This window comes from Paraburkholderia phytofirmans, from assembly GCF_046028095.1.
In the GTDB taxonomy this organism is placed as follows: Bacteria; Pseudomonadota; Gammaproteobacteria; order Burkholderiales; family Burkholderiaceae; genus Paraburkholderia; species Paraburkholderia phytofirmans_A.
This window is the reverse complement of the sequence record NZ_JAQQDJ010000009.1, coordinates 43,652-68,334: the sequence shown is the minus strand read 5'-3', so window position 1 is coordinate 68,334 and position 24,683 is coordinate 43,652. Positions and strand designations below refer to the sequence as shown.

At 60.7% G+C, this 24,683-nt stretch carries 21 protein-coding genes and 1 pseudogene; 13 read left to right on the top strand and 9 right to left on the bottom strand.

Translation table 11 applies throughout. The annotated features are described in order from the left end of the window. Window positions 1–31: 31 nt before the first annotated feature. Window positions 32–1,339: an MFS transporter gene (locus PQR54_RS24110; protein ID WP_408250060.1), complete on the top strand. Its 1,308-nt coding sequence runs from the start codon at window positions 32–34 to the stop codon at window positions 1,337–1,339. 102 nt (window positions 1,340–1,441) lie between these two features. On the opposite strand, the gene PQR54_RS24105 is transcribed toward PQR54_RS24110, so the two are convergent. Continuing rightward, window positions 1,442–2,194, bottom strand: coding sequence for a 2-oxo acid dehydrogenase subunit E2 (locus tag PQR54_RS24105; protein WP_408250058.1), 753 nt, complete (start codon window positions 2,192–2,194; stop codon window positions 1,442–1,444). Window positions 2,195–2,378: 184 nt separating this feature from the next. Here PQR54_RS24105 and PQR54_RS24100 point away from each other — a divergent pair, with 184 nt between their 5' ends. From PQR54_RS24100 to PQR54_RS24070, 7 genes are all read left to right on the top strand, one after another. Further along, a complete protein-coding gene (locus PQR54_RS24100; protein WP_408250056.1) occupies window positions 2,379–3,524 on the top strand; it encodes an acyl-CoA dehydrogenase family protein in 1,146 nt (381 codons plus the stop codon). 2 nt (window positions 3,525–3,526) lie between these two features. Further along, window positions 3,527–4,540 carry an acyl-CoA dehydrogenase family protein gene (locus tag PQR54_RS24095; RefSeq protein ID WP_408250054.1) on the top strand — a complete coding sequence of 338 codons (1,014 nt, stop codon included), beginning with the start codon at window positions 3,527–3,529 and terminating at the stop codon, window positions 4,538–4,540. An 11-nt stretch (window positions 4,541–4,551) separates the two neighbouring features. Continuing rightward, complete coding sequence (locus PQR54_RS24090; protein ID WP_408250052.1) at window positions 4,552–5,709, top strand: acyl-CoA dehydrogenase family protein; 1,158 nt, start codon at window positions 4,552–4,554, stop codon at window positions 5,707–5,709. Then, window positions 5,706–6,773: an acyl-CoA dehydrogenase family protein gene (locus PQR54_RS24085; RefSeq protein WP_408250051.1), complete on the top strand. Its 1,068-nt coding sequence runs from the start codon at window positions 5,706–5,708 to the stop codon at window positions 6,771–6,773. The genes PQR54_RS24090 and PQR54_RS24085 overlap by 4 nt, the downstream gene beginning before the upstream one ends. Before the next feature lie 3 nt (window positions 6,774–6,776). Further along, complete coding sequence (locus tag PQR54_RS24080; protein WP_408250049.1) at window positions 6,777–7,556, top strand: SDR family oxidoreductase; 780 nt, start codon at window positions 6,777–6,779, stop codon at window positions 7,554–7,556. 110 nt (window positions 7,557–7,666) lie between these two features. Continuing rightward, on the top strand, window positions 7,667–8,458 hold the full coding sequence (locus PQR54_RS24075) for an alpha/beta fold hydrolase (protein WP_408250047.1): 792 nt from the start codon (window positions 7,667–7,669) through the stop codon (window positions 8,456–8,458). Further along, window positions 8,365–9,882 carry an MmgE/PrpD family protein gene (locus PQR54_RS24070; protein ID WP_408250045.1) on the top strand — a complete coding sequence of 506 codons (1,518 nt, stop codon included), beginning with the start codon at window positions 8,365–8,367 and terminating at the stop codon, window positions 9,880–9,882. Before PQR54_RS24075 ends, PQR54_RS24070 begins: the two co-directional genes overlap by 94 nt. Before the next feature lie 89 nt (window positions 9,883–9,971). Here the strand turns inward: PQR54_RS24070 and PQR54_RS24065 are convergent, their stop codons facing one another. The 7 genes and pseudogenes from PQR54_RS24065 to PQR54_RS24035 form a co-directional block, all read right to left on the bottom strand. Then, complete coding sequence (locus PQR54_RS24065; RefSeq protein ID WP_408250043.1) at window positions 9,972–10,994, bottom strand: zinc-dependent alcohol dehydrogenase family protein; 1,023 nt, start codon at window positions 10,992–10,994, stop codon at window positions 9,972–9,974. 158 nt (window positions 10,995–11,152) lie between these two features. Then, window positions 11,153–11,890 (bottom strand): enoyl-CoA hydratase/isomerase family protein, encoded by a 738-nt coding sequence (locus PQR54_RS24060; protein WP_408250041.1) that lies wholly within the window; start codon window positions 11,888–11,890, stop codon window positions 11,153–11,155. Between the two features lie 4 nt (window positions 11,891–11,894). Then, window positions 11,895–12,194 (bottom strand): hypothetical protein, encoded by a 300-nt coding sequence (locus PQR54_RS24055; RefSeq protein ID WP_408250039.1) that lies wholly within the window; start codon window positions 12,192–12,194, stop codon window positions 11,895–11,897. 11 nt (window positions 12,195–12,205) lie between these two features. Then, entirely contained in the window at window positions 12,206–12,991 is a 786-nt protein-coding gene (locus tag PQR54_RS24050; protein ID WP_408250037.1) for an SDR family NAD(P)-dependent oxidoreductase, read from the bottom strand. Next, the gene (locus PQR54_RS24045) at window positions 12,988–13,770 is read right to left on the bottom strand and encodes an SDR family NAD(P)-dependent oxidoreductase (RefSeq protein WP_408250035.1); all 783 of its coding nucleotides are present in this window, start codon (window positions 13,768–13,770) and stop codon (window positions 12,988–12,990) included. The genes PQR54_RS24050 and PQR54_RS24045 overlap by 4 nt, the downstream gene beginning before the upstream one ends. Before the next feature lie 263 nt (window positions 13,771–14,033). Continuing rightward, window positions 14,034–15,692, bottom strand: coding sequence for an acetate--CoA ligase family protein (locus PQR54_RS24040; protein WP_408250526.1), 1,659 nt, complete (start codon window positions 15,690–15,692; stop codon window positions 14,034–14,036). A 48-nt stretch (window positions 15,693–15,740) separates the two neighbouring features. Then, a pseudogene (locus PQR54_RS24035) lies at window positions 15,741–16,142 on the bottom strand (CoA-binding protein); the annotation flags it as partial. Between the two features lie 242 nt (window positions 16,143–16,384). Between PQR54_RS24035 and PQR54_RS24030 the strand changes: the two are divergent. From PQR54_RS24030 to PQR54_RS24010, 5 genes are all read left to right on the top strand, one after another. Beyond that, window positions 16,385–18,751 carry an enoyl-CoA hydratase-related protein gene (locus PQR54_RS24030; protein ID WP_408250033.1) on the top strand — a complete coding sequence of 789 codons (2,367 nt, stop codon included), beginning with the start codon at window positions 16,385–16,387 and terminating at the stop codon, window positions 18,749–18,751. Between the two features lie 129 nt (window positions 18,752–18,880). Beyond that, window positions 18,881–20,515, top strand: coding sequence for a flavin-containing monooxygenase (locus PQR54_RS24025; RefSeq protein ID WP_408250031.1), 1,635 nt, complete (start codon window positions 18,881–18,883; stop codon window positions 20,513–20,515). A 2-nt stretch (window positions 20,516–20,517) separates the two neighbouring features. Then, on the top strand, window positions 20,518–21,465 hold the full coding sequence (locus PQR54_RS24020) for an alpha/beta hydrolase (protein WP_408250029.1): 948 nt from the start codon (window positions 20,518–20,520) through the stop codon (window positions 21,463–21,465). A 19-nt stretch (window positions 21,466–21,484) separates the two neighbouring features. Continuing rightward, window positions 21,485–22,582 (top strand): zinc-binding dehydrogenase, encoded by a 1,098-nt coding sequence (locus PQR54_RS24015; protein ID WP_408250027.1) that lies wholly within the window; start codon window positions 21,485–21,487, stop codon window positions 22,580–22,582. Between the two features lie 42 nt (window positions 22,583–22,624). Then, window positions 22,625–24,070 (top strand): aldehyde dehydrogenase family protein, encoded by a 1,446-nt coding sequence (locus PQR54_RS24010; protein ID WP_408250025.1) that lies wholly within the window; start codon window positions 22,625–22,627, stop codon window positions 24,068–24,070. Window positions 24,071–24,369: 299 nt separating this feature from the next. Here the strand turns inward: PQR54_RS24010 and PQR54_RS24005 are convergent, their stop codons facing one another. Beyond that, window positions 24,370–24,612 carry a cytochrome P450 gene (locus PQR54_RS24005; protein ID WP_408250023.1) on the bottom strand — a complete coding sequence of 81 codons (243 nt, stop codon included), beginning with the start codon at window positions 24,610–24,612 and terminating at the stop codon, window positions 24,370–24,372. Between the last annotated feature and the right edge of the window lie 71 nt (window positions 24,613–24,683).

Here is a 24,683-nt window from a genome sequence, read left to right as displayed (position 1 = left end):
CCAATACATCATTTCATGAGGCGCCCGAATCGTGCAAACAAGTCTCTCAGATACTGCTGTTGCCGCAAGCCTGGACGACGCTGTCGAGCGTCCCACTCCCGGGATTGCGACGCTGATCATCGCAAGCGCGCTCGGAAACGGGCTCGAAGTCTTTGACTTTACAGTTTTCAGTTTTTTTGCGACCTATATCGGCACCTCGTTCTTTCCGAATGCTAACCCGCTGATGTCGCTCCTATTTGCGGTTGGCACGTTTGGCGCCGGATTTCTGGCTCGGCCCGTCGGTGCAGCGATGATCGGGGGGTATGCAGATCGGGCGGGGCGTCGCTCTGCGATGACGCTGAGCATCTGGTTGATGGCCGTTGGCACCGCGGCGATAGCGCTGTGTCCCACGTATGCGACGCTAGGCGTTGCAGCGCCGTTGATCGTTCTTGCCGGCCGGCTCACGCAAGGCTTTGCCGCTGGCGGTGAAATTGGCGCGTCTACGGCGTATGTGATGGAAATTGCTTCGGAGAAACAACGCGGCACGATGATAAGTTCGCAAGGGCTCAGTCAAGGTCTCGCGGCAATCGCTGGCGCGCTGTGCGGGCTGCTGCTCATTCACACGATGGATCCGAAATCTCTGTCGGCTTGGGGATGGCGGATACCGTTCGTGTTGGGCCTGTTGATCGCTCCGGTCGGGGTCTATATTCGCCGGCGTCTGCCGGAAAGTCATGTTCCCGAAAGCCGGCACAAAGCAAATCATCCGCTCTGGATGTTGCTGAGCCACTATCGCGCGAAGCTTCTCACGGCGGTGGCGATCATGCTTAGTCAGACAGTGACGATGTATGTAGTCGTCTATTTCATGCCTAGTTATCTGGGCCGCGTGATGAATTACCCGCCGGCGACAGGATTCGCAGCGGCCATCACGTCGTCGCTCGCGATTGGGGTCGGAGCGGTGCTCGGGGGGCGTCTGTCGGACCGACTCCAAAGACCACGGTGGCTTGCGCTCATTTGTACGAGCCTTAACCTGCTGGTTTGTTTCCCTTCTTTCTGGGTTCTCGTCCATACGTCCAACACGTTCCTTGTCGTGTCGGTCTGTGCAGCGATAGCTGCTCTGACGGGAGTGGGCGGTACAGCGAGCACGCTCCTCATCATGGAGATGTTTCCGGCGTCGATTCGGGCCAGTGGATTTTCGATCGCATACGCGGTCGCGGTCACGCTGTTTGGAGGTACCGCGCAGTTGGTCGCCACAACGTTGATCCTGAAAACGGGCGATTCCTTCGCAGCCGCGTATTACGTATTCGCATGTCTCGCCGTCACGTGGGTCACGCTTCTTCGGACGCCCGACCGGAGCGCATGAGCACCATCAAAGTCGGTCCGTTAGAAAGATCTTTCAGCCGTCGATCATGAATCCACAGCTCGACGGCTTTTTGCGGCGTAGTGACAGGCGCCACCGTTGTGGTTAGTTGGAGAGCCACGCCGGGTTCTCAAGGAACCGCTTCAGACTGCCCAGTACTTGCGCCGCAATGGCGCCGTCGATAGCCCGATGATCGACGGACGCGGTAATGGTCATTAACGTCCCGACGGCGAGTTTGCCGTCTTCCACCACGGGTTGCTGAACTGCGGATCCGGCTGCAAAGATAATGGATTGCGGCGGATTGACGATCGCACTGAACTCATCCACGCCATACATGCCGAGGTTGGAAACCGACACGTTGCCCCCTTGGTATTCCTCTTTTTTCAGGCGGCCCTGACGCGCGCGTTCGGCGAGATCGCGCACTTCCCGAGCGACATCCTGCACCGTCTTGCGCTCGACGTTGCGCACGATCGGTGTGATCAAGCCCCGAGGTGTCGCGACTGCTACCGCGACATCGACCTCCGTATAGCGGCGTAGAGCGTCCTCACCCCAGCTTACGTTGCCTTCGGGCACATTGAGCAACGCATTCGCGACGGCTTTGACGACGATGTCATTGACGCTCACTTTGGTTTCGGCATCCGAATTGAGTTTCGCTCGTGCGCTCAGTAGCGCGTCGACCCGGCATGCAGCCTTCAGATAGAAATGAGGAACGGTCTGTTTCGCATCCGTAAGCCGTCGCGCAATGGTTCGGCGCGTCATCGTGTGAGGTATGTCGGTATACGGCAGATCGCCGCTCGAATCCGTCTGGGATGCAGTTGAAACGTCGCGATTCTGTGCGGTGGTGGAAATGGATGTCATCCAGGTGTTCTCCAGAACTCGATGTTGGGTTAGTGAATCTGCCGCCGGTGTCGCAATCAGCGCTGCTTCGGCGCGGATCGGACTCCAGCGGAAAAGATTGTGGTGATTCCCTACTATGCGTCAACGAAGTTAACTTATATAGTTATGTTGAATCCATTTCAAGGGTCGGTCAACCATGAATTTTTTGCCTGACGAATCGGACCTTCAATACCGGAAGCGGCTGCAATCGCTGGCCGACGAGTATGGATGGAACGAGATGCGCGCGATGCGGGAAGAAATCGACGCGCTGCACATCGAGCGCTACTCGCCGTCGTTTCAAAAAAAGCTTGCCGATGCCGGCCTTGTCGGGCTGACGTGGCCGGAACCTCATGGCCGCGGCGCGCCTGTCGACCAGCAGTTTCTGATGGCGGAAGAGTTGGAGTGCCAGGGTTTTCCCGGCTACGGTCTGACGACGAACCTGCGCGGCGGCGGGATGCTGCTGCGCAACGGTTCGGACGAGCAGATTGCCACACATCTGCCGCATGTCGTTGACGGTAGCTGGACGTACTGTCAGGGTCTTTCGGAGCCGGGTGCGGGAAGCGATCTGCTTTCACTGAAGACAAAAGCGGTACGCGACGGCGATCACTTCGTGATTAATGGCGCGAAGCTGTGGACGTCTTCCGCTCATATCTCGAAGTGGTGCAGCTTGCTTGTCAGAACGGATGCCACCCAGTCCCGGCATCGCGGGCTATCGCTGCTGCTCGTCGATCTGAAGTCGCCGGGGGTAACGATCCAACCGGTCTGGGTGATGGGCGGCTGGCGCGTCAACGCGGTCTTCTACGACGACGTTCGGGTGCCCGTCAGCAACCTCGTGGGCACCGAACACGAGGGCTGGAAAGTGATTACCGGAAATCTTGATGAAGAGCGCGCGATGAGTTTCGGCGGGACCGAAACGAGGCTGCTGTGCGCGCGGTTGATCCACCGCCTGTCGGCGCGGCGCGAAACCTTGCATGACAGCGATCTCGAAATGTTGGGACGCTTCGTGATGGAGCTGGAAGCCGACCGGCTGCTCTATTTGCGTGTCGGGCTTGCCGCGGCTCGCGGCGAGGATACCTCCGGCATCGGTCCGATGAGCAAGGTTTATGGCTCGGAACTCGCGCAGCGTTTCATCGAATGGGCGTGCGAGTTGTTGGGCCACGAGACGCTTTTTAGCGAGAGTGACGACGTTCTCGCGCGTGACATGGAGCAGCAGTTGCGAGTCGCGACGGTGCTTACCGTGATCGGGGGCACCAGCGAGGTTCAGCGCAATATCGTTGCGAACAGGCATCTTGGTCTTCCACGGAGCAACTAGACATGCTGGACGAACGATGGAGTGAAGACGTAGAGGAGATCGGCACCGCGTTGCGCCGCTTGCTGAGCGCGGAGTGCACCCCTGAACGGGTGCGCGAAGCCGAACGCACGGCCGATGGCGTCGATGTCGGGTTGACTCGTCAACTGCAGCACTTTGGTCTTTTCGAGCTGGACGGTACGCCTGAGTTGTTCGCGCGGGTGGCTTATGAGCTTGGCCGTTGCCTTGCGCCGGTTGCGTTTGTCGAGACGATGCCGGTGCTCACGCTCGCCGGACGCCAGAACGTGGCGTTCTGTCCCAACCGGCTCGCGCCGGCGGCGGCGCGAGCTGTGGCTGTCGTGCGCAACGGCGAGGTTTTTCTGGAACCACTAGAAGGACTTGCACGCAAGACGGCAGCAGGCGATTTTGTGGTCGAGCATCTCGACTCAAGCGTATCAGAATGCATCGGCGGAGCCGATCTCGCCGATCGCCTGGAGCGCTATGCGGCGCTCGTTGAAGCTGCGCGGATGGTTGGAGCCGGGCAGGCACTGCTTGCGTATGGATGTGAATACGTGGGCGGCAGAGAGCAGTTCGGCAAGCCGATTGGCGCATATCAGGGGGTCGCGCATCGTCTCGCGCGCGCTGCCGGCGAGTTGGATGCCGCGGAGCTTCTGGTCCGCAAGAGTGCGTTTTCCGCGTCCGCCGAAACAGGTGGCGATGGTGCGCCGGCGCAGACGTTTGCGTGGATGGCACGGGCAAAGTCGATCGAGGCCGCGCGAACGGTCGCAACCAACGTTCACCAGGTATTCGGCGGAAACGGCTTCGCGATGGAGTACGACGTCCAGCTGTATAGCCGGCGTTTGCGCAGCTGGGCGCAACGAGGCCCCAAAGTTGGCGCCCAGTTGGCGCAACTCGGCAGGCTAGTACTCGATCCCGCGCGCCGCGACGATCTGCGGTTGCTTTGGCACTACGACACGGGGATGCCGCTGCCGCGTTGGGCGCGGGAGTTGGACGCGCCGTTCAATCAGACCGCATCTTGACTGAGGTTTAAATGGATCTTCGTTACGGAGCTGAGCACGAGCAGTTCAGGGTGGTCGTTCGGGACTTTCTCGCGCGCTGCTGGACCAAAGGTGGGGATGCCGCCGAGTTTCGACAGAAAGCTGTGGCTGCCGGCTACCTGTATAGAGGGATTCCGAAGCGGTTCGGCGGTTCCGAACAGCCTTCGGAAATCCTGAAGGCGCGCATCATCACCGAAGAATTCGCCCGCGCTAGAGCACCGATGGAAGTAAAAGGCAACGGCGTACAGATGCTCGTTCCGACGCTGCTCGAATGCGGAGAGGAATGGCAAAAGGAACAATTCGTCCCGAAGACGTTGACGGGGGAATATCGTTGGGCGCAAGGCTTCAGCGAGCCGGGCGCGGGCAGCGATCTGGCGAGTCTGCGGACCCGTGCGGAGCTTCGGAGCGGTCAGTGGGTGATCAACGGCCAGAAGGTCTGGACCTCGTACGCAAAACAATGTCGGTATATGTTCGCACTGGTTCGCACCGAACCTGCGGCGCCGAAGCACGAGGGTATATCGTATCTGCTGATCGATCTGGATCAGCCGGGCATCGATATCCGCCCGATGAAACAGATCAACGGTGGCATCGACTTCAATGAAGTGTTTTTCACCGACGCGACAACCCCTGAGCACTGGATCGTCGGCCGACGCGGCGAGGGTTGGAAGATATCAAAGTCGTTGCTGAAACACGAGCGCAACATGCTCGGCGGCATCGACCGTTCCGATGCGATGTTCGAGAGTCTGCTGAAGCTCGCGCAGCGCTCAACGATCGAAGGCGAATGCGCGATCAAGGTTCCATGGGTGCGTGATCGGCTGGCTGCACTGAAGGCCGAACTCGAGGTGCAGCGGTACTCGTCGATGATCCAGCTGAGCCGCGAGTTGAACGGCGAAGGTGGTGGCGTTCTGCAGATGATGAACAAGCTGGTTCAGTCTAACTTCGCTGCCGCCGTTGCCGAACTGTCGAATGCCATCATCGGCGACGAGTCGCTGATCTCGCCCATCGGCAATGAGAAGCCCGGCAACGAGCGGTGGGTCAATCAGTATATGAATTCGCTCGCGGCCGCGATTGCTGGCGGTACGTCGAACATCCAAAGAAACATCATTGCGGAGCGCGGGCTCGGATTGCCGCGAGAGGGTGAAAAGGCATGAGGTTCGATCTCGATGAACAGCAGCAGGCGTTTCAGCGCGCCGTGACGGAATACCTTGCCGCCGAATGTCCGCCGTCGCGCGCCCTTCATCCGCATGACACGGGTGAGGCCGACCTCGGTATCTGGCAGGGGCTGATGGGGCTCGGCATTGGCGGTATCGTCGTGCCGGAAGCCTATGGTGGGATGGGCCTTGGCCTTCTAGAACTGGCGGTCGTGTCGGAGGCGCTCGGGCGCTTTGCGGCCCCTGGGCCGTTCCTCGACCACGCATTGGCCACGCTAGCCCTTGTGCTCGCGGGCAGCGACGAGCAGAAGGCTCGCTGGTTGTCCGGCCTAGCGAATGGTGAACTGCGCGCCACCGTTGCGTTCGGCGAGCGAGGAGGAGTCTGGTCCCCGGAGCTATGGGAGTTGACGGGTGAATCCGAGCTTTCCGGCGCCAAGCAATTCGTGATGCACGCGCAAGGTGCCGACCTCGTGATCGTCGGGCTGAAAGGTGGACGACTCGCGCTGGTGGAAAAGTCCGCGACGGGCATGACGTCGAAGTTGATCGCATCGACCGATGCCGGGCGTCCGCTTCATCAGCTGGATTTCTCCAACACTCCGTGCAGCATGCTGCCGGAAGCTGCGGCGCATCGTCTGATCGATGCCGGCTCGATTTTGCTGGCCGCCGATGCGTTTGGCGGCGCGAGCCATTGCGTGGAGATGGCGGTGGACTACGCGAAGCTGCGCGTCCAGTTCGATCGCCCGATCGGTGCATTCCAGGCCGTTAAGCATCAATTGGCCGATATGGCGGTCATGGTTGCACCGACCCAAGGGCTTTACTGGTATGCGGCCCATGCATTCGACACCGAGCCGGCGGTTGCGTCGCAAGCGGCGGCGCTCGCGAAAGGCCACATAACCGAACTGTTCCCACGCGTTGCGCGGCGCATGATCGAGGCGCACGGCGGCATCGGCTACACGTGGGAATTCAGTGCGCATGTGTGGCTCAAACGGGCACTCTTCGATCAAGCCTATCTGGGCATGCCTCGCCAGCATCGTGCCCGGCTTGCACAACTCTGTGAATGGTGATGTATGAAAAAGACTGTCTTCATCTCGGGCGGGACGAGCGGCATCAATCTCGGTATCGCGCGCGGTTTCGCCGCGCAAGGCGCGAAGGTGCTGGTCTTCGGGCGTGACGGTGGCAAAGCGCAGGTCGCTGCCGCGCAATTGCAGGAAGAAACCGGCGCGCAGGTGATCGCGGGTAGTGCCGACGTGCGCGATTACGCGGCGGTGGAAGCGCTGTTTGCGTCCGCAGTGGAAACGATCGGCGCTCCCGATGTCGTGATCGCGGGTGCCGCGGGCAATTTCATGGCGCCGGCCGTGGGGATTTCCGCAAACGGATTCAAAACGGTCGTGGATATCGATCTGCTTGGCACTTACAACGTGTTCAAGGCTGGCTTCGCCGTCGCGACGAAACCCGGTGCGTCGTTCATTGCGATTACCGCGCCGCAGGCGGTCCAGCCGTTGCCGATGCAAGTGCACGTGTGCGCGGCAAAGGCCGGTGTGAATATGGTGATCAAGGTTCTGGCCATGGAGTGGGGGCCCGCGGGCGTGCGCGTCAATGGCATTTCGCCGGGACCGATTGCCGGAACCGAGGGTGTCGAACGGATGGCGCCGACGGATGAGCACAAGGCAAACTGGGCCGATGGCATCGCACTGCGGCGGCTTGGCACGACCTCCGATATCGCCGAGGCAGCGATTTTCCTGAGTTCGGAGAACGCCGGCTACATCACCGGAACGATCCTCGACTGCGACGGCGGGATGAAGCTCGGTAATGCGAGCGGCAACTATCTCACGCCAGCGCAGCGGTAATACACAGCTGAACGGGATCGAACATGGCAAACCTCGACAAGCAGACGGGCACGAACAACGAACCCTCATGGTTCACGCGAGCGATCGCGCACACGCGCCAATCGCATTACGTGACCGTTCACGACGCACGGATTCACTATGCGTCGTGGAATGCGGGAGAAGCTGGCAAACCGCCTCTGCTGCTGGTGCATGGCTTTCTTGCGCATTCGCACTGGTGGGACTTCATCGCTCCATACCTGACCGAACGATATCGCGTGTTTGCAATAGACCTCTCGGGCATGGGCGAGAGCGGTCATCGCTCCAGCTACAGCCAGGACGTCTGGGTCGACGAAATCGTGCAGGTGGCGAATGCGCTGGGGGGCGGCGCGGTGACGCTGATCGGTCACAGTTTCGGCGGTGCGCGCGCGGTCGACGCATGCTGCCGTTCGCCAGAGAACTTTGAAAAATTGATCGTGATCGATAGCTATTTGCACTTTTCGGACTACTCGACGCGCGGAAAGCCGTATGTGCCGCGCGGAGAAGACCGCATATACGACAGCCTCGACACGGCGCTTTCCTTTTACCGTCTTCTTCCGGGTCAAGACGCGCTGCCTTTCGTATTCCAGCATCTCGGCCGCAACTCTCTCCGTCTCAAGGGCAACGGCTGGGGCTGGAAATTCGATGAGCGCAACCTTACGGCTCCGCGTAGCGAAGTGGATAGCAGCAGGTTGCTAGCGCAACTCGGCGTTCCCACCTCGCTTGTCTATGGTGAGCATAGTTCGGTCGCGACGCGTGAGCAAATGGCGCGGGTGGCCGGTCTGGTTCCCCAATGCGATGGGTTGGTCGAAATACTGGAGTCTCAACATCACATCATGGCGGATCAGCCGTTGGCACTGATTGCCGCATTGCGCTCCTTGGCCTGAAGGTCTCAGAAGGCCATTTGATTCGACTGGTCCTAGCGGAATCCGATATGAACGACGAAGTGTCTTCGGTCACCATCGCTCTCGCGACCACCTCGAGTAAATTGCGATTCGACACATTGCCGGACGACGTCGTCGCGATGGTGAAGCTTTGCATTCTGGACTGGTTCGCGGTGGCCATCGCGGGGGCGGCCGAGCCGACGGTCGGCATCATGCTGGACGAGGCACTGGAACGCGGCGCCGCGGGCGATTCGTCAGTGCCTGGTTGCGCCAGCCGGCTGAATCTGCTTGATGCCGCGTTGATCGGGGGCACCGCATCGCATGCGTTGGACTACGACGATGGGTCCGCCGCGATGGGCGGTCATCCGTCGGTAGTCATCGCGTCGGCGCTTTTGCCGCTGGCGGAGTTCTGCCGGCGCGACGGCAGATCGACGCTGGCGGCGTTTGTCGCCGGTTACGAGCTCGCTGCACGCGTGGGGCTGCTGGTTACCCCCGATCACTATGCGCAGGGGTTTCATCCCACCGGGACGGTGGGTGCCCTGAGCGCCGCGGCCGCCTGTGCGAATCTGCTGCAGTTGAGTCCTCAAATCACCGCCGTTGCGCTGGGCATCGCTGCAACACAGGCGGCAGGTCTCATAGCTAACTTCGGCACGATGTGCAAGCCCCTGCATGCAGGCCGCGCGGCCGCGAACGGGCTGCTGGCTGCGCGCCTCGCGGCGCGTGGCTTTACCGGTCGCTCCGATATGCTCGAAACACCGTACGGATTCACACACTCGCATGGCACTGCGCCTGACCTGCAGAGCGCTTCGCAGGCGCCGGTGCACGGCTTTCATATTCTTGCTAACGTCTTCAAGTTCCACGCCGCATGCGGCGGCACTCACGGAGTCATCGAGGCCGCGCGCCAGTTGCGTGATCGCGGAGTCGAGCCGAATGCGATCCGCAAGCTCGTCGCACGCGTGAATCCGAAGTTCGAGCGAATCTGCAATATCGAGCAACCCTGCGATGGGCTCGAACTCAAATTCAGCTATCGCGCGATGATCGCGGCCGCGCTGCTCGGGCTCGATACCACGGCAATCTCGCTTTATACCGGGGAGACCGCCAGCCGCGTCGACCTCGTTGTCGTTCGCGACAAAGTCGAAGTGCAATTCAGCGACGCGATGGCACAGTCGTGCTCCGAACTGGTCGTCGAGCTGCTTGACGGCACGATTGAAACAGCAGCTTTCGACACGCGCTCGCAGCTGGGATCGCCGACATTGCAAACGCGGATCTCCGCGAAGTTCTTCAGTCTTGTCGCGAGTGTGCTTGGACCGACGCGGGCGGTCCTATTGCATGATCGAATCGTTGGACTGGAACAGCTGGAGGACGCCGGGGAATTAATGCACCTTGCTGTCTCGCGGCGGTCGGACGAGCGTGCGACTTCTGGCTAGTCGGACTGCGGGGTTCCGCCGGGCAAAGCGTCTTCAATTGCGGAACGCGGCCGGCTCATGCACTCAGCGCGCGAGCCGCCCCGTGGTCTCTACATCAGAAAGACCGCTTTGCCATCGGTTTGCTTGTCGAAATGGTGGTAGGCCTCGACCGCATCGTCGAGTTTCCACTGATGGGTAAACAGCCGATCCACTTCAAGTCCGCGTTGCACGATGAAATCCGCGCACTCCTTCTGCGCATTGATCGACATGCTGACCGAAGTCATGACGGTGACCTGCGATTTCAACAGATCTCGCACGCGCAGCGTAACGTCTGCGCCGATTCCGACAAAGCAAGCGGTGCCCCAGGTGCGCAAACAGTTCATGGCGTTGCTGCCCCCCTGTGCGGTGCCAGAAGTTTCCAGTGCGCGGTCAGCGCCCTTGCCGGCTGTGAGTTGCCGGATAGCGGCTACGGCATCGCAGTCGGCTGGGTTGATCGTCTCGGCTGCGCCGAATTCTCGGGCTCGCGCGAGCCGGGCGGGAGATATGTCCAGCGCGATCACCCGGGCACCTTGAGCCGCTGCCAGCAGCGTCGCCGACAGACCGACCGGTCCCTGCCCGAAAATGGCGATCGTGTGCCTGCCAGGCAAGTCCATCCGTTGCAGCGCGCCCCACGCTGTCCCGGTGCCACACGAGATCGCGGCGCCGGCGGCGAAACTCAGCGAGTCGTCCAGCGGCACGAGGGTATAGGCCGGGACCTTCAGATATCCCGCGTGTGCGCCGTGCGCATTACCACCAAAGAGTCGCATTGCGTCCGAGCGGCACAACTGGGTCCAACCGGTGCGGCAGTGTTCGCAGGTAGTACATCCGGCATAGTGATGCACCATCACGCGGCTACCTGTTTTTACAAGCCTGGGATCAACACCGGCACCCAACGCGGCGACTATGCCGGCCGGTTCGTGTCCGCCGATCACGCGCGTGGCAACCGGCGGTTTCGGTCGGCGGTAAGCGTGAAGATCCGTGCCGCACATTCCCGATGCCTTGACCTCGATGATCACTTCGCCGGGAGCCGGTTCGGGGTCCGCAAAATCTTCCAGCGCCAGTTCCCGCTCTCCTAGGAAAACGATTCCACGCATTCTTCGTAACCCTTATTTTATGTCGGTCAAGTGAACTTGCCTCTTGAAGCGTGGCAAGCCGTTCTTCCGGATTGGTCCGGAAAAAGCGGGAAATGGCGCAAAGTACGGCGCGGGCGGGCCTCAGGCTCGACAAGCCCGTGACCCGTTGTCTCGTTGTACTAGCGGTTGATCAATGCGTTGGCGCGAGCGGCAAAGCCTGGATCGGTGATGAATCCAACCTGATAGGCGAGTGCCGCTTCGAGATGAACTGACGGATCGCGCTGCGCAGCAAGCTGTTTCAGTGCTTTGAGTGGCGAGCGAGGCAATCCTGCCAGTGTGTTCGCCATGTTCAATGCGGTTTCACGAGCATGCGTGCACGAGATCGCCAGTCCCCAGCGTTCCGCGGTCGGGCCGTCGACCCGCTCCGACGCCAGCAGTCGCCACATGGCCTGCTCTCCCGCGCGCGAGATGACGTAATGCGTACCTCCCGTTGCGGGGATCAGCCCAGCTTTGATCCAGCCTTGCGCGAGCCAGCCACGCTCGCCCACGAAAGTCACATTGCCAACCAGCGCGAGGTCACACCCGAAGCCGACCGCCGCACCATCCACGGCGGTCAGCACAGGGACGGGACTTTCGCGCAGCGCGCGAAAAACGCCTTGGAATTCTCCGTAGATCGTCTCGCGAACCGCGGAAGGACCACCTTCGGCAAGCCGAACGATTTCGGGCAGATTGCCGCCTGCACAAAACGCCTTGCCACTGGACGAAAGTACGATGGCGCCGACGTCTTCGTTGGTCGTGACTTTCTCGAGCGTAAGCCGGAGTTCGCGGCCCTCGCCTGGCCCCAAGGCATTGCGGACATCAGGCCAATCGAGGGTAACTTCGGCGACCTCGCCATGATATTGAACGATTACACCCATAGCATCACGCGACCGCAACGGAATCGAGCGGACGCACTTTCCCGCGCACGACCTGCCGTAATACGAAAGGATCACTGCGGAAACCACGCCGGTCATAACGCACGAAGCTGATAACGGTGCCCGCCGCGTTTGTCGCTGAAGGCACCATGCGCGACTTGTTGAGTCCCGCGCTGACGGCGGCAGGTGACGGCGGCCGCACGATCGCGAGCACGCGTGCGGTGTCATAGCCGAGGACGGCATATGCATGACCGGCGCTAGCCCAATTGTGATAGATGGAGGTGCGGTAGAGTTGTTTTTCCGCCATATCAGGTTTCCTCAAGATAGGGAAAATCCGCCATCGATTGCGATGGTCTGTCCTGTGATGTAGCCGCCGGCAGCGCTCGCGAGCATGAGAATCGGACCAGCGATTTCCGCCGGTAGCGCGGGTCGACCCAGCAACATGCGACCTTCGGCAAGCAGCGGGCCGCTCGGCGAGGTGTGGTATGCGGGCCGAGGCTTCGGATCGAGTGGCCGTACCGCGCCGGGACAGATCGAATTGACCAGAATGTTGTGCGCGGCGAGTTCGAGCGCGGCCGAGAGCGTCATCGAATCGAGTGCGGCTTTCGACGCGTTGTAGGCGAGCTGGTCGTTCACCGCGGTGCGTAGCGCCCCGATCGACGAGATGTTGATGATGCGGCCGCCTTGTCCGCGATGTTTCATCCAGCGCGCGGCCTCGCGCATCGCCACGAAACAACCCCAGGTGTTGACGCGCTGCATTTCCTGCCATGCCGCTTCGGTCAATTCGTCGAACGCGTAACGCGGGTAGATGCCGGCGTTGTTGATCAGGATATCGACTGATCCTGACTCGCGCGACGTGTCGGCGAACAGCCTGGCGATCGACTCGTCATCGCGCAGATCGAAGCCTAGTGCGTATGCACCGCGACCGATGTCGCTGGCGACCACGGTCGCCGCCTCAATTTGGTTGTCTGCGACGATGACCCGGGCGCCAGCGTCAGCGAGCAGCCATGCGGTCGCTTTGCCGATACCCGACGCGGCACCGGTAACCACCGCGGTTTTGCCGCCGACCGAGAACAACTCTGCAAAGGAAAGGGCCGCGCTCATGACAGTAGCTGCCCGCCGCCTTCCACCACCAGCAACTGCCCGGTCACGCGGCGTGCCGCGGCGGAGGTGAAGAACGCAACGGCCGTCGCGATGTCCTCGGGATCGTTCTTGCCAAGCGGAATCAGCGCTTCCCGTCGCCGCTTTTCCTCACCGACTTTCGGATCGATCGCACCAGAGCTGTGCGCGAGATTTGTTTCGGTGGTCGTCGGGCCGGGCGCGACGCAGTTGACGGTAATCCCGAATTCAGCGAGTTCGAGTGCCGCTGACTTGACCAGCATCGGGATAGCGGATTTGCTGGTGCAGTACGCCGCTGCACGCTTGTACGGTTTGACCGCAGCGGTGGATGCAATCGACACGAAACGGCCGCCATTGCCTGCCGCAATCATCCCTTCGGCAGCCTCCTGAAGACAGAACAGATTACCGCGGACATTGATCGCCATATAGGTGTCCCAGTCTTCTGCGGTGATCTCGCGCAGTGGCTTCATGACCTTCGACCAACCGGCGTTGTTGACGAAAATGTCGAGTCGGCCAAAGTGCGCGAGCGTTTTGTCAACGGCTGCCTTGACCGACTCGCGGCGAGTGACGTCGAGGGATGCGTGTGCCACATCGTGGCCGTTTCTGCGCAATTCTTCGGTCGTCGTTTCGACACGATCGGTGATGTCCGTCAGCATGACCTTGGCGCCGCGCGCCAGTAACTCCTCGGTGATCGCTCGTCCTAGACCGTAACTTGCTCCCGTTACCATCGCGACTTTTCCGGCCAGCTCGAGTTGTCGTTCCATTGTCTCCGTCCACATAGATAACTTATATATCTATGATGTTAAGCCGATACCGAGGCCTTTGCAAGCATCGCTGGTGTGGGTTTCGGCGCAGACAGGGAAAGGGAGCGGGCGGACGTTCGGGGTTCGTTACGGAGTAGCGCTACATGCCGCGCTCCTCGCGTAAGTAATGAACAGTCGCGCCGGCAAAGCCGGCGAACCGCCTCAATAGGTCGGGACATCGTGTGCCGCTTGCGGCAATGAATAATTCCGACCCAGCAAGGGTTTCAGTGGGTGTCGCGCCAGACCACGAGCGCGTCCAGCGCTTCGATCGTGTCTGCCTGCACATACAACGGATTGACCTCCAGGGTGACCATGTCTTCAGCCAGTGCGAGAGCGGCATTGCCGATGCGGGAGATCACTGCCGAAAGTTTGCCAAGGTCGACTGCCGGCGCGCCACGGTACCCTTCCAGTATCTTTCTGGCTTTCAATTCCCCCAACATTTCCGTCACGTCTTCCGGTTCAACTGGCAACAGTCGAAGCGCTGTATCGGACATCGCCTCGACCCAGATTCCTCCAAGTCCGACCGCTAGCACCTTACCGAACATCGGATCCTTCGCGACACCGACGAATAGTTCGATGCCGCCAGTACGCATCGGCGACACGATGACCCCATCGACCCGGGCGTTCGGCGCACGCGAGCCGACATTCGCGATGATCTGCGTGTAGGCCTGTTGCGCGCGTTCCGGAGTACGCAAGTCGAGGGCGACGCCGCCCACTTCCGTTTTGTGGAAGATATCGGGCGACAGAATCTTCAGCGCGACAGGCGCCGCCATCGATTGTGCAGCGGCAAACGCTTCCTCGGCGCTATGTACGACGGTTGCCGGTATAACCGGCACGTGATGGCTCGACAGATAGTCGAGCGCGGCCCGTTCGGTGGTAGGGCGCTCGCTCGACAGCGTCTGCGGTACGGACGCTCGGCGCCGTTCGCGACGAAGGCATGAAGACCAGTTGTACGCATGACCGATCGCGCGCATCGTGCCGTCGATTCCGGGCGACAGAAACGGAACTTCATGCGTTGTCATAAGGCTGCGCGCGTGGTCCGTCGTGTCTTTCATGGTTTGCTCGAGCAGAATCGTCGGACATTTGACGCTTGCGAAACCGCGCAACGTGTTGTCTAGCATGGCGAGCGAGAAGCCGTGCGTGAGCTGCGCACTCGACGGCATGTCGAAAGTGCAGCCGAGCAAGCCGACATCGGGATCCCGGCCAAGGATTTCGAGCACCTGCCTGAGCATTTCCGGCTTGGCCATGGCCGCGCCAGTGATGTCGAGCGGATTATGCGCAGCCCCGAAATCGGCGACAACGTCCTTGAGACGTTCGAGCGTGGCGGGCGCAAAACGCGCAAATCTGACGCCGGCCGCGGACCCTGCATCTGCCATCACTTCACAGGCGCCGCCGGAGATCGATACAGCGGCGAAACCCTTATCCTCCAGCGGCCCGAGGTGGGCAAGCACTGACGCGGTAACAAGTAGTTGCTCCAGCGAATCGACTCGCACCAGACCATATTGGGCACAGACGGCATTGAACACCCGGTCGTCGCCAACCAACGCGCCGGTGTGCGCCTGCGCAACTTCGGCGGTCAACGGGCTGCTGCCCACTTTCAGCACCACGATCGGCTTGCGCAACTGCAGTGCCCGCTCGGCGACCGCAAGAAAGCGCTCGGGCCGGCGTATGGTCTCGGCGAACAGCGCGATCGCTTTGACCGAGGGTTGCTCGACCGCGTAGTCGAGGACGTCGGCAAGATCGATCATAGCCTCGTTGCCTAACGCGACCACGTGGCTTAAGCCGATGTTCTGGCGGTGGGCCTGCTGGGCGAGCAGGCCTGCTGTTGCGCCGCTTTGACTGATCAGAGCGATCCGTCCTCCCGGCAACACCGGCAGCGGCACAGGCAAGGCGGAGAGCGCCGATTTGTCGACCAGATTCATCGCTCCGAGACTATTCGGACCGAGTAGTTTCAGACCTCGGCTTGCTGCGCGCGCGAAGATTCGCTCCTGTTCCGAGGCACCGGTGCGACCCGTTTCGGCGAACCCCGAACTGACGACCACGCCGAAGCGGATTCCCGCGTCTGCGATGTCGTCAAGCGCCTCTTCCAGGGCGAGCGCCGGGACGGCAACGAATGCCGCGTCCACCTGCCGGCCAATGGCCGAACATGAACTGTGGGCGGGTTCGCCCATGACCTCGCCCCCGCGTCGATTGACATAGAAGACGCTGCCGTCGAAACCGAGATTGCGGAGCGTGTCGACGACTAGACGCGTCCAGGGATTGTTGCCCGAAGCGCCGACGATGGCGACGGAGCGAGGATTGAAGAGGGTGTCGAGGCTGGTCGATTGAGTCATGTCAGCGGTTCAGGTCGAGATATTTGGTGTCAAACGTAGACTACATAGTGAACCTTCTTGACGCACTAAGGGTTTGCCATATAGGCGGCTTAGAAAGAGACAAACGTCTTTCGAATAGACGCTTGACAATGCTGATGACGCGTCGCAATACTGACCAAGACAACTACGTAATCTATGTTGGTGTTATTCTGGCGGGGCGCGATTGAGCATCGACTTCGCCGTCAATATTCGGGAGACACAGAATGTCAGTTCGTTCCGCGACGCCGGTCATCGTCGGAGTTGGCCAGTACACGGACCGTTTCGGTTCGGCCGACTATCGGCAATTGTCTGCCGTCGAGTTGGCCGCCCAAGCTTGCCTGAACGCGGTCGAAGACACCGAAAAGACCCAGGCCGTGCTTGCATCGATAGACGCGATCGTGACGACACGAACCTTCGAAGATTCGACGCCGGCGCGCGGGCAACCCTTCGGCAAGTCGAACAATTTTCCCCGTTCGATCGCTGCCCGGTTGGGGATAAAGCCGCGCTTGGCCGTATGGGATAAGGCGGGCGGAGATTCGCCGCAGCGCCTCGTCAGCGAATTCTGCGAACAGTTGTCTCGCGGAGAATGCAGCGCGGTTCTGATCGCCGGTGCCGAGAACATTTCAACGGTGAGGGAACTGCTTAAAGCCGGAGGCAAAGCAGATTGGGCAGAGCAGCCCGAAGGCGACGTCCAGGACCGTGGCATGGGACTAGCTGGCATGATGACTCAGGAGACGTTGGCGCATGGCCTGCGCGGCGCGCCTGTGTCGTACGCGCTTGCCGAGAATGCGAGGCGCGCGAGACTCGGCTTGACGCGCGAGGCCTACGCTGCGCAAATAGGTGAGCTGTTTGCGCCGTTCACCGCAGTGGCAGCGGACAATCCATATTCTGCGTTCAAAGTCGCGCCGCTAAGGGCTGAAGCGCTGACGTCTGCCGACGAGCGCAATGAGATGATCGCGGAGCCGTACCGCCGCAGGCTGATTGCGCAGGATCGGGTAAATCAGGCCGCCGCGCTGGTTCTGACAACCGTTGAAACCGCGCGCAAATTGGGAGTTCCCGAAGTGAACTGGGTATATCTGCATGGCTATGCGGACTTGACCGAGCGCCCGCTGATGGAGCGGGAGGACCTCGGTGATTCGCCGGCGGCGAAGCTCGCGTTAAAAGCTGCGCTTGATGCGGCCAACGTGACCGTTCATGAGCTCGGCCACTTCGATTTTTATAGCTGCTTTCCAATCGCCGTTTCCAATGCGGCCTGCGATGGCCTTGGTCTGCGTTCGGACGATCCCCGCAAATTGACCGTGACGGGTGGACTTCCTTATTTTGGGGGGCCCGGCAATAACTACAGCATGCATGCAATCGCGACGATGGTCGAGCGCCTGCGCAAGTCGCCGGGTCAGTTCGGGCTGGTGGGCGCCAACGGTGGAATTCTGTCGAAATACTCGGTCGGTATCTATTCGGCGACGCCCCGGGAGTGGAAAAGCTGCGATAGCAGTGCGATCCAGGCCGCGATCGACGCGGTGCCGGCGCCAGCGTTTTGCCATGAGCCGCACGGCGGCGCTCGCATCGAAACCTATACGGTCGCATTCGAGCGCGGCGAACGGGTGCGCGCAATCATCGTAGGCCGTCTGCTGGATTCCGGTCGGCGCTTCCTCGCGAACACGTTCGACGCCGATGTGCCGACGCTGAGCGCGATGCTGGACGAAGACCCATTGGGGCGCGACATACAGGTCGTCTCGACCGCGAAAGGCAATCGCTTCACGTTTGGCAGTGCGCACATGGCCGAAATCTTTCCGGTTCGCAAGCCGATATTCCGGACCGGATACGAATACTGCACCGTGAAGCAGGATGGTCACCTGCTCGAGGTCGCGATAAATCGGCCCGAGGCATCGAACAGTCTGACTCCGATGGCGAACGAGGAGCTGGCCGAGATTTTTGACGCGTACGAGGCCGATCCGAACCTTTGGGTCGCCATTCTTTATGGAGCCGGCGGCGCTGCGTTTTGTGCCGGCGCCGACCTGAAGTACGGGGCCAGCGGCAAGCCGGTCTGGCTGCCGAAGCAAGGGTTCGGCGGTCTGACACACCGGCAGCGCGACAAACCCGTGATTGCAGCGGTTAACGGCTTCGCTATGGGCGGCGGACTGGAAATCTGTCTTGCCTGCGACATCGTCGTCGCTGACGAAACCGCCAAATTCGCGCTGAGCGAAGTGAAGGTCGGCGTGATTGCGGGTACCGGTGGCCTAGTACGTCTACCCCGGCAGATGCCCCGGAAGAAAGCGTATGAACTGATCCTGACTGGACGTAAGTTCGGCGCCAGGGACGCCGAGAGGTGGGGCATCGTCAATGGAGTTGTGCCGGCAGGCGAGGCGGTCTGTAAAGCGCGAGAAATCGCAGCTGAAATTCTGGAGGCCTCTCCGACGGCCGTTCGGTTGTCGATGAAAGCCATGCAGCAGGCGGACCAATGGCCGGTGGCGACCGAGGCGCTGGCCAATCGCGATCGAGCTGTCATCGACGAGCTGATCACGAGCGAAGACTTCTTCGAAGGTCCTTCAGCTTTCGCTCAGAAGCGCAAACCCCAATGGAAAAATCGATAGATCGGACTTCCGTACCACGCGGCCCTGGCAACGCGTGGTCAAAGCGTTGCATGGCGGACCGGTTTTCAGTGATTTCGATTCGACAATAAAGGCCTCGTCCGGATGGCCGACCCTAAAGGAGATGCAGCAATGGTTGATCGTTCGTCGGCGAGTCCCCATGGCAAAGATGTATCCGACCATCACTTCGACGTCGTGGTGGTGGGCGCGGGGTTCGCGGGCATGTATATGCTCCACCGCTTGCGCAACATGGGCATGAGTGTCCGGGCGTACGAGGCAGCGCCGACGGTAGGCGGTACCTGGTATTGGAATCGCTATCCCGGCGCCCGCTGTGACGCGGAGAGCGTCGAATATTCGTATGCGTTTAACGATGAACTGCAGCAGGATTGGACGTGGACCGAGCGCTTCGCTACGCAGCCCGAAATTCTTCGGTATGCAGAGCACGTGGCTGAGCGTTTCGACCTGAAACGCGACATCGTATTCGAGACCCGCGTCAAGCGAGCCCTTTTCGATGAATCGAACAGCACATGGCGGATCGAGACGGACCGGGGCGATCCGGTCGAGGCAACCTTCTTCGTGATGGCGACGGGGCCATTGTCCGCCGCTCGCGTTCCCGACTTCCCCGGACTGGACGGCTTCGGCGGCCGTTGGTATCACACAAGCAACTGGCCGACCGAACCGGTGGATTTTACCGGTAAGCGCGTTGGCGTGATCGGCACTGGTTCGACCGGAATTCAGTGCATTCCGGTCATCGCTCAGCAGGCCAAGCAGCTTCATGTTTTTCAGCGCACCGCCAACTTTAGTGTACCGGCGCGCAATGCGCCGCTCAGCGCCGACTATGTGCAAAGCGTCAAGGATCGCTATTCTGAGATCCGTGAACTGGCGCGCTGGCGCGGGCTCGGACTGCATGAGCGGGGCAATAAGTCGGCATTCGACGTTTCCGACTCCGAAAGGGCGCAGATCTACGAGCACCATTGGCAGAACGGCGGACCGACTTTCATGCACGCGTTTGCCGATCTCATCACGAACAAGGAAGCGAACAACACGGCCGTCAAGTTCGTGCATGGCAAGATCCGCGAGATCGTCAAGGATACGCGGACAGCTGAACTGCTTATGCCGAAAGACCATCCGCTCGGCGCGAAGCGGATCTGCGTGGATACGGACTACTACGCGACATTCAATCGTGAAAATGTCGAGCTGGTCGACGTTCGATCGGCGCCGATCGAAACGATCCTGCCTTCCGGCTTGAAAACCTGGCAGGGCAGCTACGAGCTGGACATCATTGTCTTTGCAACCGGCTTCGATGCGCTGACGGGTAGCATCACGAAGGTCGATATCGAAGGTGTAGGCGGCAAGCGCCTGAAGGACAACTGGGGCGCCGGGCCGGTGAATTATTTGAGCTTCGGGGTGGCCGATTTTCCTAACATGTTCATGATTGCGGGCCCGGGTAGCCCGGGCGTGCTGGCGAACGTGGTGATGGTGATCGAGCAGCACGTGGAGTGGATCAGCGCCATGCTCGAGCATATGCGTGAAAACGGCTATTCGCGAGTCGAAATCGATCCCGCATCGGAAGCAGCATGGGTCCAACACGTCAACGACGTCGCCGCGAAGACCTTGTTGTTGCAGGCCAATTCCTGGTATCTGGGCGCCAATGTGCCGGGTAAGCCGCGGGTCTTCATGCCATACGCCGGTGGAATCGGTGCGTTCCGCCAAAAGTGTCTCGATGTCGCGTCGAACGGCTACAGCGGCTTCCTGTTCAAGGCGTGACGATGCCACTAGATAAAGCAACCAGTGCGTTTGTCGAACAGGTCGCCGCGGCGCGCACCAGGCCGATCAGCGAAATGTCGCCGGATGAGGTGCGCAACGGGATGGTGCGCATGCGCCCGATGTTCGGAACACCTCCCGATGTGCGCCGCGTCGAGGACGTACGAGTGGGCGACGGTGCGGACCGGTTCGACATCCGCGTGATCGTTCCCGAGGCCGAGATTCAGGGCATCGTGATCTATCTGCACGGAGGCGGTTGGACGACCGGTCACATCGACGACTTCGACGTATTCGCCCGCAAACTGGCAACCAGCAGTTCGTGTGCGGTGCTGATGGTCAACTACCGGCTCGCTCCAGAACACCGTTTTCCCGCAGCGCTGCACGACAGCGATGCGGCGTTGCAGTGGGCGAGACAACATGGACCTTCCATTGCTGGGCGCGACGTCCCGATCGTGCTGGTCGGCGATAGCGCTGGCGGAAATCTGGCGGCGGTGCTCGCGCGCAAGGCACGAGATCGCGAGGATCCCGCGCTGGCCGGCGTCGTGCTGGCGTACCCGGCAACCGATGCGGACTTCACGCGCGCATCGTATGTCGATCCGGCCTGCCAGTCGTTGCTGACGAAGGAGACGATGGCGTGGTACTGGAGCCACTATCTGCCGGATGTTGCCGAGCGGGTGAATCCGGACGCGTCGCCGCTGCGAGCAGGCGATCTTTCTCGCTTGCCACCGACACTTATATTCACCGCCGAATTCGATCCGTTACGCGATGAAGGCGAGGAGTACGCCGCAAGGCTGATTCGCGCGGGTGTCAACGTCGAATTCGAGCGCTGGACAGGGCAGATCCACGGTTTTCTGACGATGGTAAACATCCTTCCCGCAAGTGAGCGCGCGCTCGGAAAGATCGCGCATTTCATTCGCGCACGGGTTCCTCAGCACCATCTAACAAACGCATAGAACTAATACGGAGACATTTATGCCAGTGAAATCGCGGGCCGCAATCGCGTTTAGCCCGAACGAGCCGCTTCAAATTCATACGATCGATGTCGCGGACCCAGGCCACAAGGAGGTGATGGTCCGTCTGAAGGCAACGGGTCTTTGTCACTCCGACCTGACGATGATGGAAGGCAAGGGCACGGAGCCATTTCCGATGGTGTTCGGGCATGAGGGTTTCGGCGAGGTGATTGCATGCGGGCCGGGTGTGACCGATTTTTCGGTCGGCGACACGGTGATTCCCTACCTGATTCCGGACTGCGGTGAATGCGCGTTCTGCAAATCCGGGCGAACCAACTTGTGCGTCCAGTTTGGTATGCGGCGCCGGTCAACGTGGACGCCATTTTCGCTTGGCGGCAAGCCCATCAACACCTTCATGGGTTTGGGAACATTTTCCGAAGTCACTGTGGTGCGCGACGATATGCTCACACGTGTGAACAAAGCTGCGGCGCCCAAATACGCGTGCTGTATCGCGTGTGGCGTGACTACTGGTATTGGTGCCGCGCTCAATTCAGCGCAGATCAAGGCCGGTTCGTCGGTTGGCGTGTTCGGCGTCGGCGGCGTCGGTCTGAGCGTCGTGCAGGGCGCCCGACTCGCGGGCGCGGCAAGGATCATAGCGATCGATGCAAACCCGGCTAAGGAAGTTGTAGCACGCAAGATGGGCGCGACGGACTTCGTCAATGTCCGCGAGGTCACCGACGTCGTTGCGCACCTGCAAAAGATGACCGGCATGGGCCTCGATTACGCATTCGAATGCATCGGCTCGCCTGCCGTGATGCGGCAAGCGCTCGAGGCAACTCATCCGGCCTGGGGACTGGCGGTGAATGTCGGGGTCGTCGAAGCAGGCAAGGAACTGAGCACGCTGCCCGGTACGCTGGTGACGGGACGACGTTGGACCGGCTCCCTGATGGGCGGAGCGAAGCGCCAGGATGTCGCGCGCTACGTCGACCTGTTTGTGGAAGGTGACATCGACCTGAAAGACCTGGTCTCTCACACACTGACGCTCGATGAGATCAATCGCGGCTTCGACATGATGCGCTCAGGGGAATCGGTACGCTCGGTCATCCTGTTCGACAAGTGAGCGCGTGGTACTCAACACGGTTATTTGAAAAGGGATTGAATCATGAAATTTGCGGACAAAATGTTGATCGGCGGCGAGTTGTCGGGCGGCTCGGCCGGCGGCAAACTAACGGTGGAAGACCCCGCTACCGGGAAAATCGTGGCGGAGGTGCCTTCAGCGAACGAGGCGGATGTGGACAGCGCGGTGAACGCGGCCCGTGCGTGCTTCGAGGAGCGCACCTGGACCAGCCGGCTGCCGGCGGATCGAGCCGCGGCGATGTGGCGGCTCTCCGATGCTATTAGCGCTGACGCGGAAGAGTTCGCGAAGCTTGAGGTCATCGACAACGGTATGCCACTCGCCTTCGCGCGCGCGACCATTAATGGCGCGATCAACGGGCTGCGATATTACGCCGGGCTTTGCACCAAACTTCACGGCCTGACATCGGACATATCCGGTGCCGGCCGCGAGTTGCATGCCTATACGCTGATGGAACCGGTTGGTGTGGTCGGCGCAATCACGCCGTGGAATGCGCCGCTCGCCACGGTCATCAACAAGATTGCTCCTGCAATCGCTGCGGGCTGCTCCGTGGTTGTCAAGCCGGCCGAACAGACTCCGCTCAGCGCACTGCGCCTCGCGCAACTGCTCGCGAACTCGGAGCTGCCGGCAGGACTGGTGAACGTTGTCACCGGCGTGGGCGGCGTTGCGGGCGCGGCTTTGGCCAACCATCCGCAGGTCGACAAGCTGACGTTCACCGGATCGACGGACGTAGGCAAAAGCCTCGTGCATGCATCCGCAGGAAATCTGAAGCGCCTGACGTTGGAACTCGGCGGAAAATCGCCCGTGTTCGTATTCGACGACGCAGATATGTCGAAGGCGATTCCGGCTTGCCTGACTGCTATCTTTGCCAATAGTGGGCAGGTCTGTTTCGCCGGTTCGCGGCTGTACATTCAACGCAGCCGCTACGAAGAGGTGGTCGAGCGCATTAGTGCCGCGGCCAAAACGATGAAGCTGGGTAATGGGTTTGAAGAAAGTACGCAGCTGGGACCGCTCGTTTCGGCCAAGCAGATGCAGCGCGTCCTTGAGTACGTCGAAAGCGGTATCGCCGAGGGAGCGGAGTTGATGTGCGGCGGCCGGCAGTTCGGAGAGAGCGGTTATTTCGTGGAGCCCACCGTCTTTGCGAATTCTGCGCGGCGTGATATTCGTATCACTCGCGAAGAGATCTTCGGTCCAGTCCTTACAGCGATGCCGTTCGACGATATCGACGAACTCGCTAGCCTCGCAAACGACACGACGTATGGACTGGGCTCGGGTATCTTCACCTCCAGTGTATCGACCGCGCACAAGGCCGCACGTCGCATCCGTGCCGGCAACGTGTGGATAAACTGCTATGGCATGTTGGACAAATCGATGCCCTTTGGCGGTTACCGGCAATCGGGGTGGGGACGTGAAAGCGGTCTGCAGGGTATCGAGCCGTTCCTTGAAACCAAGTCGGTCTACACGATGCTGTGATGAAGGGGCCGTCATTTCCGACGGCCTGACTGCGGAAGAAGAACCGCTGCAGCGCACTTGCTGCAGCGGTTCTTCATTATCCTGCGGGCGGTTGAGAAGCTGTCGAGCCGCCCTGTGAAGTTTAACGCGGGGTAGCGGCGCGACGGCGAGTCCGAGCTCAGTGCTCGTGCGATGTCCTTCCGGTACGCAGACTTGTATGGAAGGACGCTCTGTTCAGGCGAGATTATGCGCGGTCAAAGCGGATCTTCACACCGCTCGGGCCATACGCGATGAACGAAGACAGGAACTGCACGCTGTCATCAATGTCGGCTAACCGGAAATTTCAGGCGCTTGAGCAATTGATCAAAGGCAATCTTGACTTCCGCGTGCGCTAGTTCCCGCCCCGGACAAAGGTGAATGCCGTGGCCAAAGGCCAAATGCTCACGAAGGTCCGAGCGGGACAGGTCCAGCGCATCGGGGCAGGCGAAGCGCCGTTCGTCACGGTTTGCGGCGCCCCAACGTAGCACCACGATGTCGTTCGCACGAATCGTTTGCCCGTGCAAGTTCAACGTCCTGAGTAGCGCGGCGCACTAGACCCTGCAATGGTGCGTCGAGGCGAAGGCACTCTTCGACG

Excerpts from the sequence above, each read along its gene's own strand:
- PQR54_RS24010 (WP_408250025.1), top strand. The coding sequence starts at position 22,625 with ATGAAATTTGCGGACAAAATGTTGATCGGCGGCGAGTTGTCGGGCGGC.
- PQR54_RS24080 (WP_408250049.1), top strand. The coding sequence starts at position 6,777 with ATGAAAAAGACTGTCTTCATCTCGGGCGGGACGAGCGGCATCAATCTC.
- PQR54_RS24105 (WP_408250058.1), bottom strand. The coding sequence starts at position 2,194 with ATGACATCCATTTCCACCACCGCACAGAATCGCGACGTTTCAACTGCA.
- PQR54_RS24070 (WP_408250045.1), top strand. The coding sequence starts at position 8,365 with ATGCGATGGGTTGGTCGAAATACTGGAGTCTCAACATCACATCATGGC.
- PQR54_RS24015 (WP_408250027.1), top strand. The coding sequence starts at position 21,485 with ATGCCAGTGAAATCGCGGGCCGCAATCGCGTTTAGCCCGAACGAGCCG.
- PQR54_RS24055 (WP_408250039.1), bottom strand. The coding sequence starts at position 12,194 with ATGGCGGAAAAACAACTCTACCGCACCTCCATCTATCACAATTGGGCT.
- PQR54_RS24045 (WP_408250035.1), bottom strand. The coding sequence starts at position 13,770 with ATGGAACGACAACTCGAGCTGGCCGGAAAAGTCGCGATGGTAACGGGA.
- PQR54_RS24020 (WP_408250029.1), top strand. The coding sequence starts at position 20,518 with ATGCCACTAGATAAAGCAACCAGTGCGTTTGTCGAACAGGTCGCCGCG.
- PQR54_RS24025 (WP_408250031.1), top strand. The coding sequence starts at position 18,881 with ATGGTTGATCGTTCGTCGGCGAGTCCCCATGGCAAAGATGTATCCGAC.
- PQR54_RS24030 (WP_408250033.1), top strand. The coding sequence starts at position 16,385 with ATGTCAGTTCGTTCCGCGACGCCGGTCATCGTCGGAGTTGGCCAGTAC.
- PQR54_RS24065 (WP_408250043.1), bottom strand. The coding sequence starts at position 10,994 with ATGCGTGGAATCGTTTTCCTAGGAGAGCGGGAACTGGCGCTGGAAGAT.
- PQR54_RS24095 (WP_408250054.1), top strand. The coding sequence starts at position 3,527 with ATGCTGGACGAACGATGGAGTGAAGACGTAGAGGAGATCGGCACCGCG.
- PQR54_RS24085 (WP_408250051.1), top strand. The coding sequence starts at position 5,706 with ATGAGGTTCGATCTCGATGAACAGCAGCAGGCGTTTCAGCGCGCCGTG.
- PQR54_RS24050 (WP_408250037.1), bottom strand. The coding sequence starts at position 12,991 with ATGAGCGCGGCCCTTTCCTTTGCAGAGTTGTTCTCGGTCGGCGGCAAA.
- PQR54_RS24090 (WP_408250052.1), top strand. The coding sequence starts at position 4,552 with ATGGATCTTCGTTACGGAGCTGAGCACGAGCAGTTCAGGGTGGTCGTT.
- PQR54_RS24060 (WP_408250041.1), bottom strand. The coding sequence starts at position 11,890 with ATGGGTGTAATCGTTCAATATCATGGCGAGGTCGCCGAAGTTACCCTC.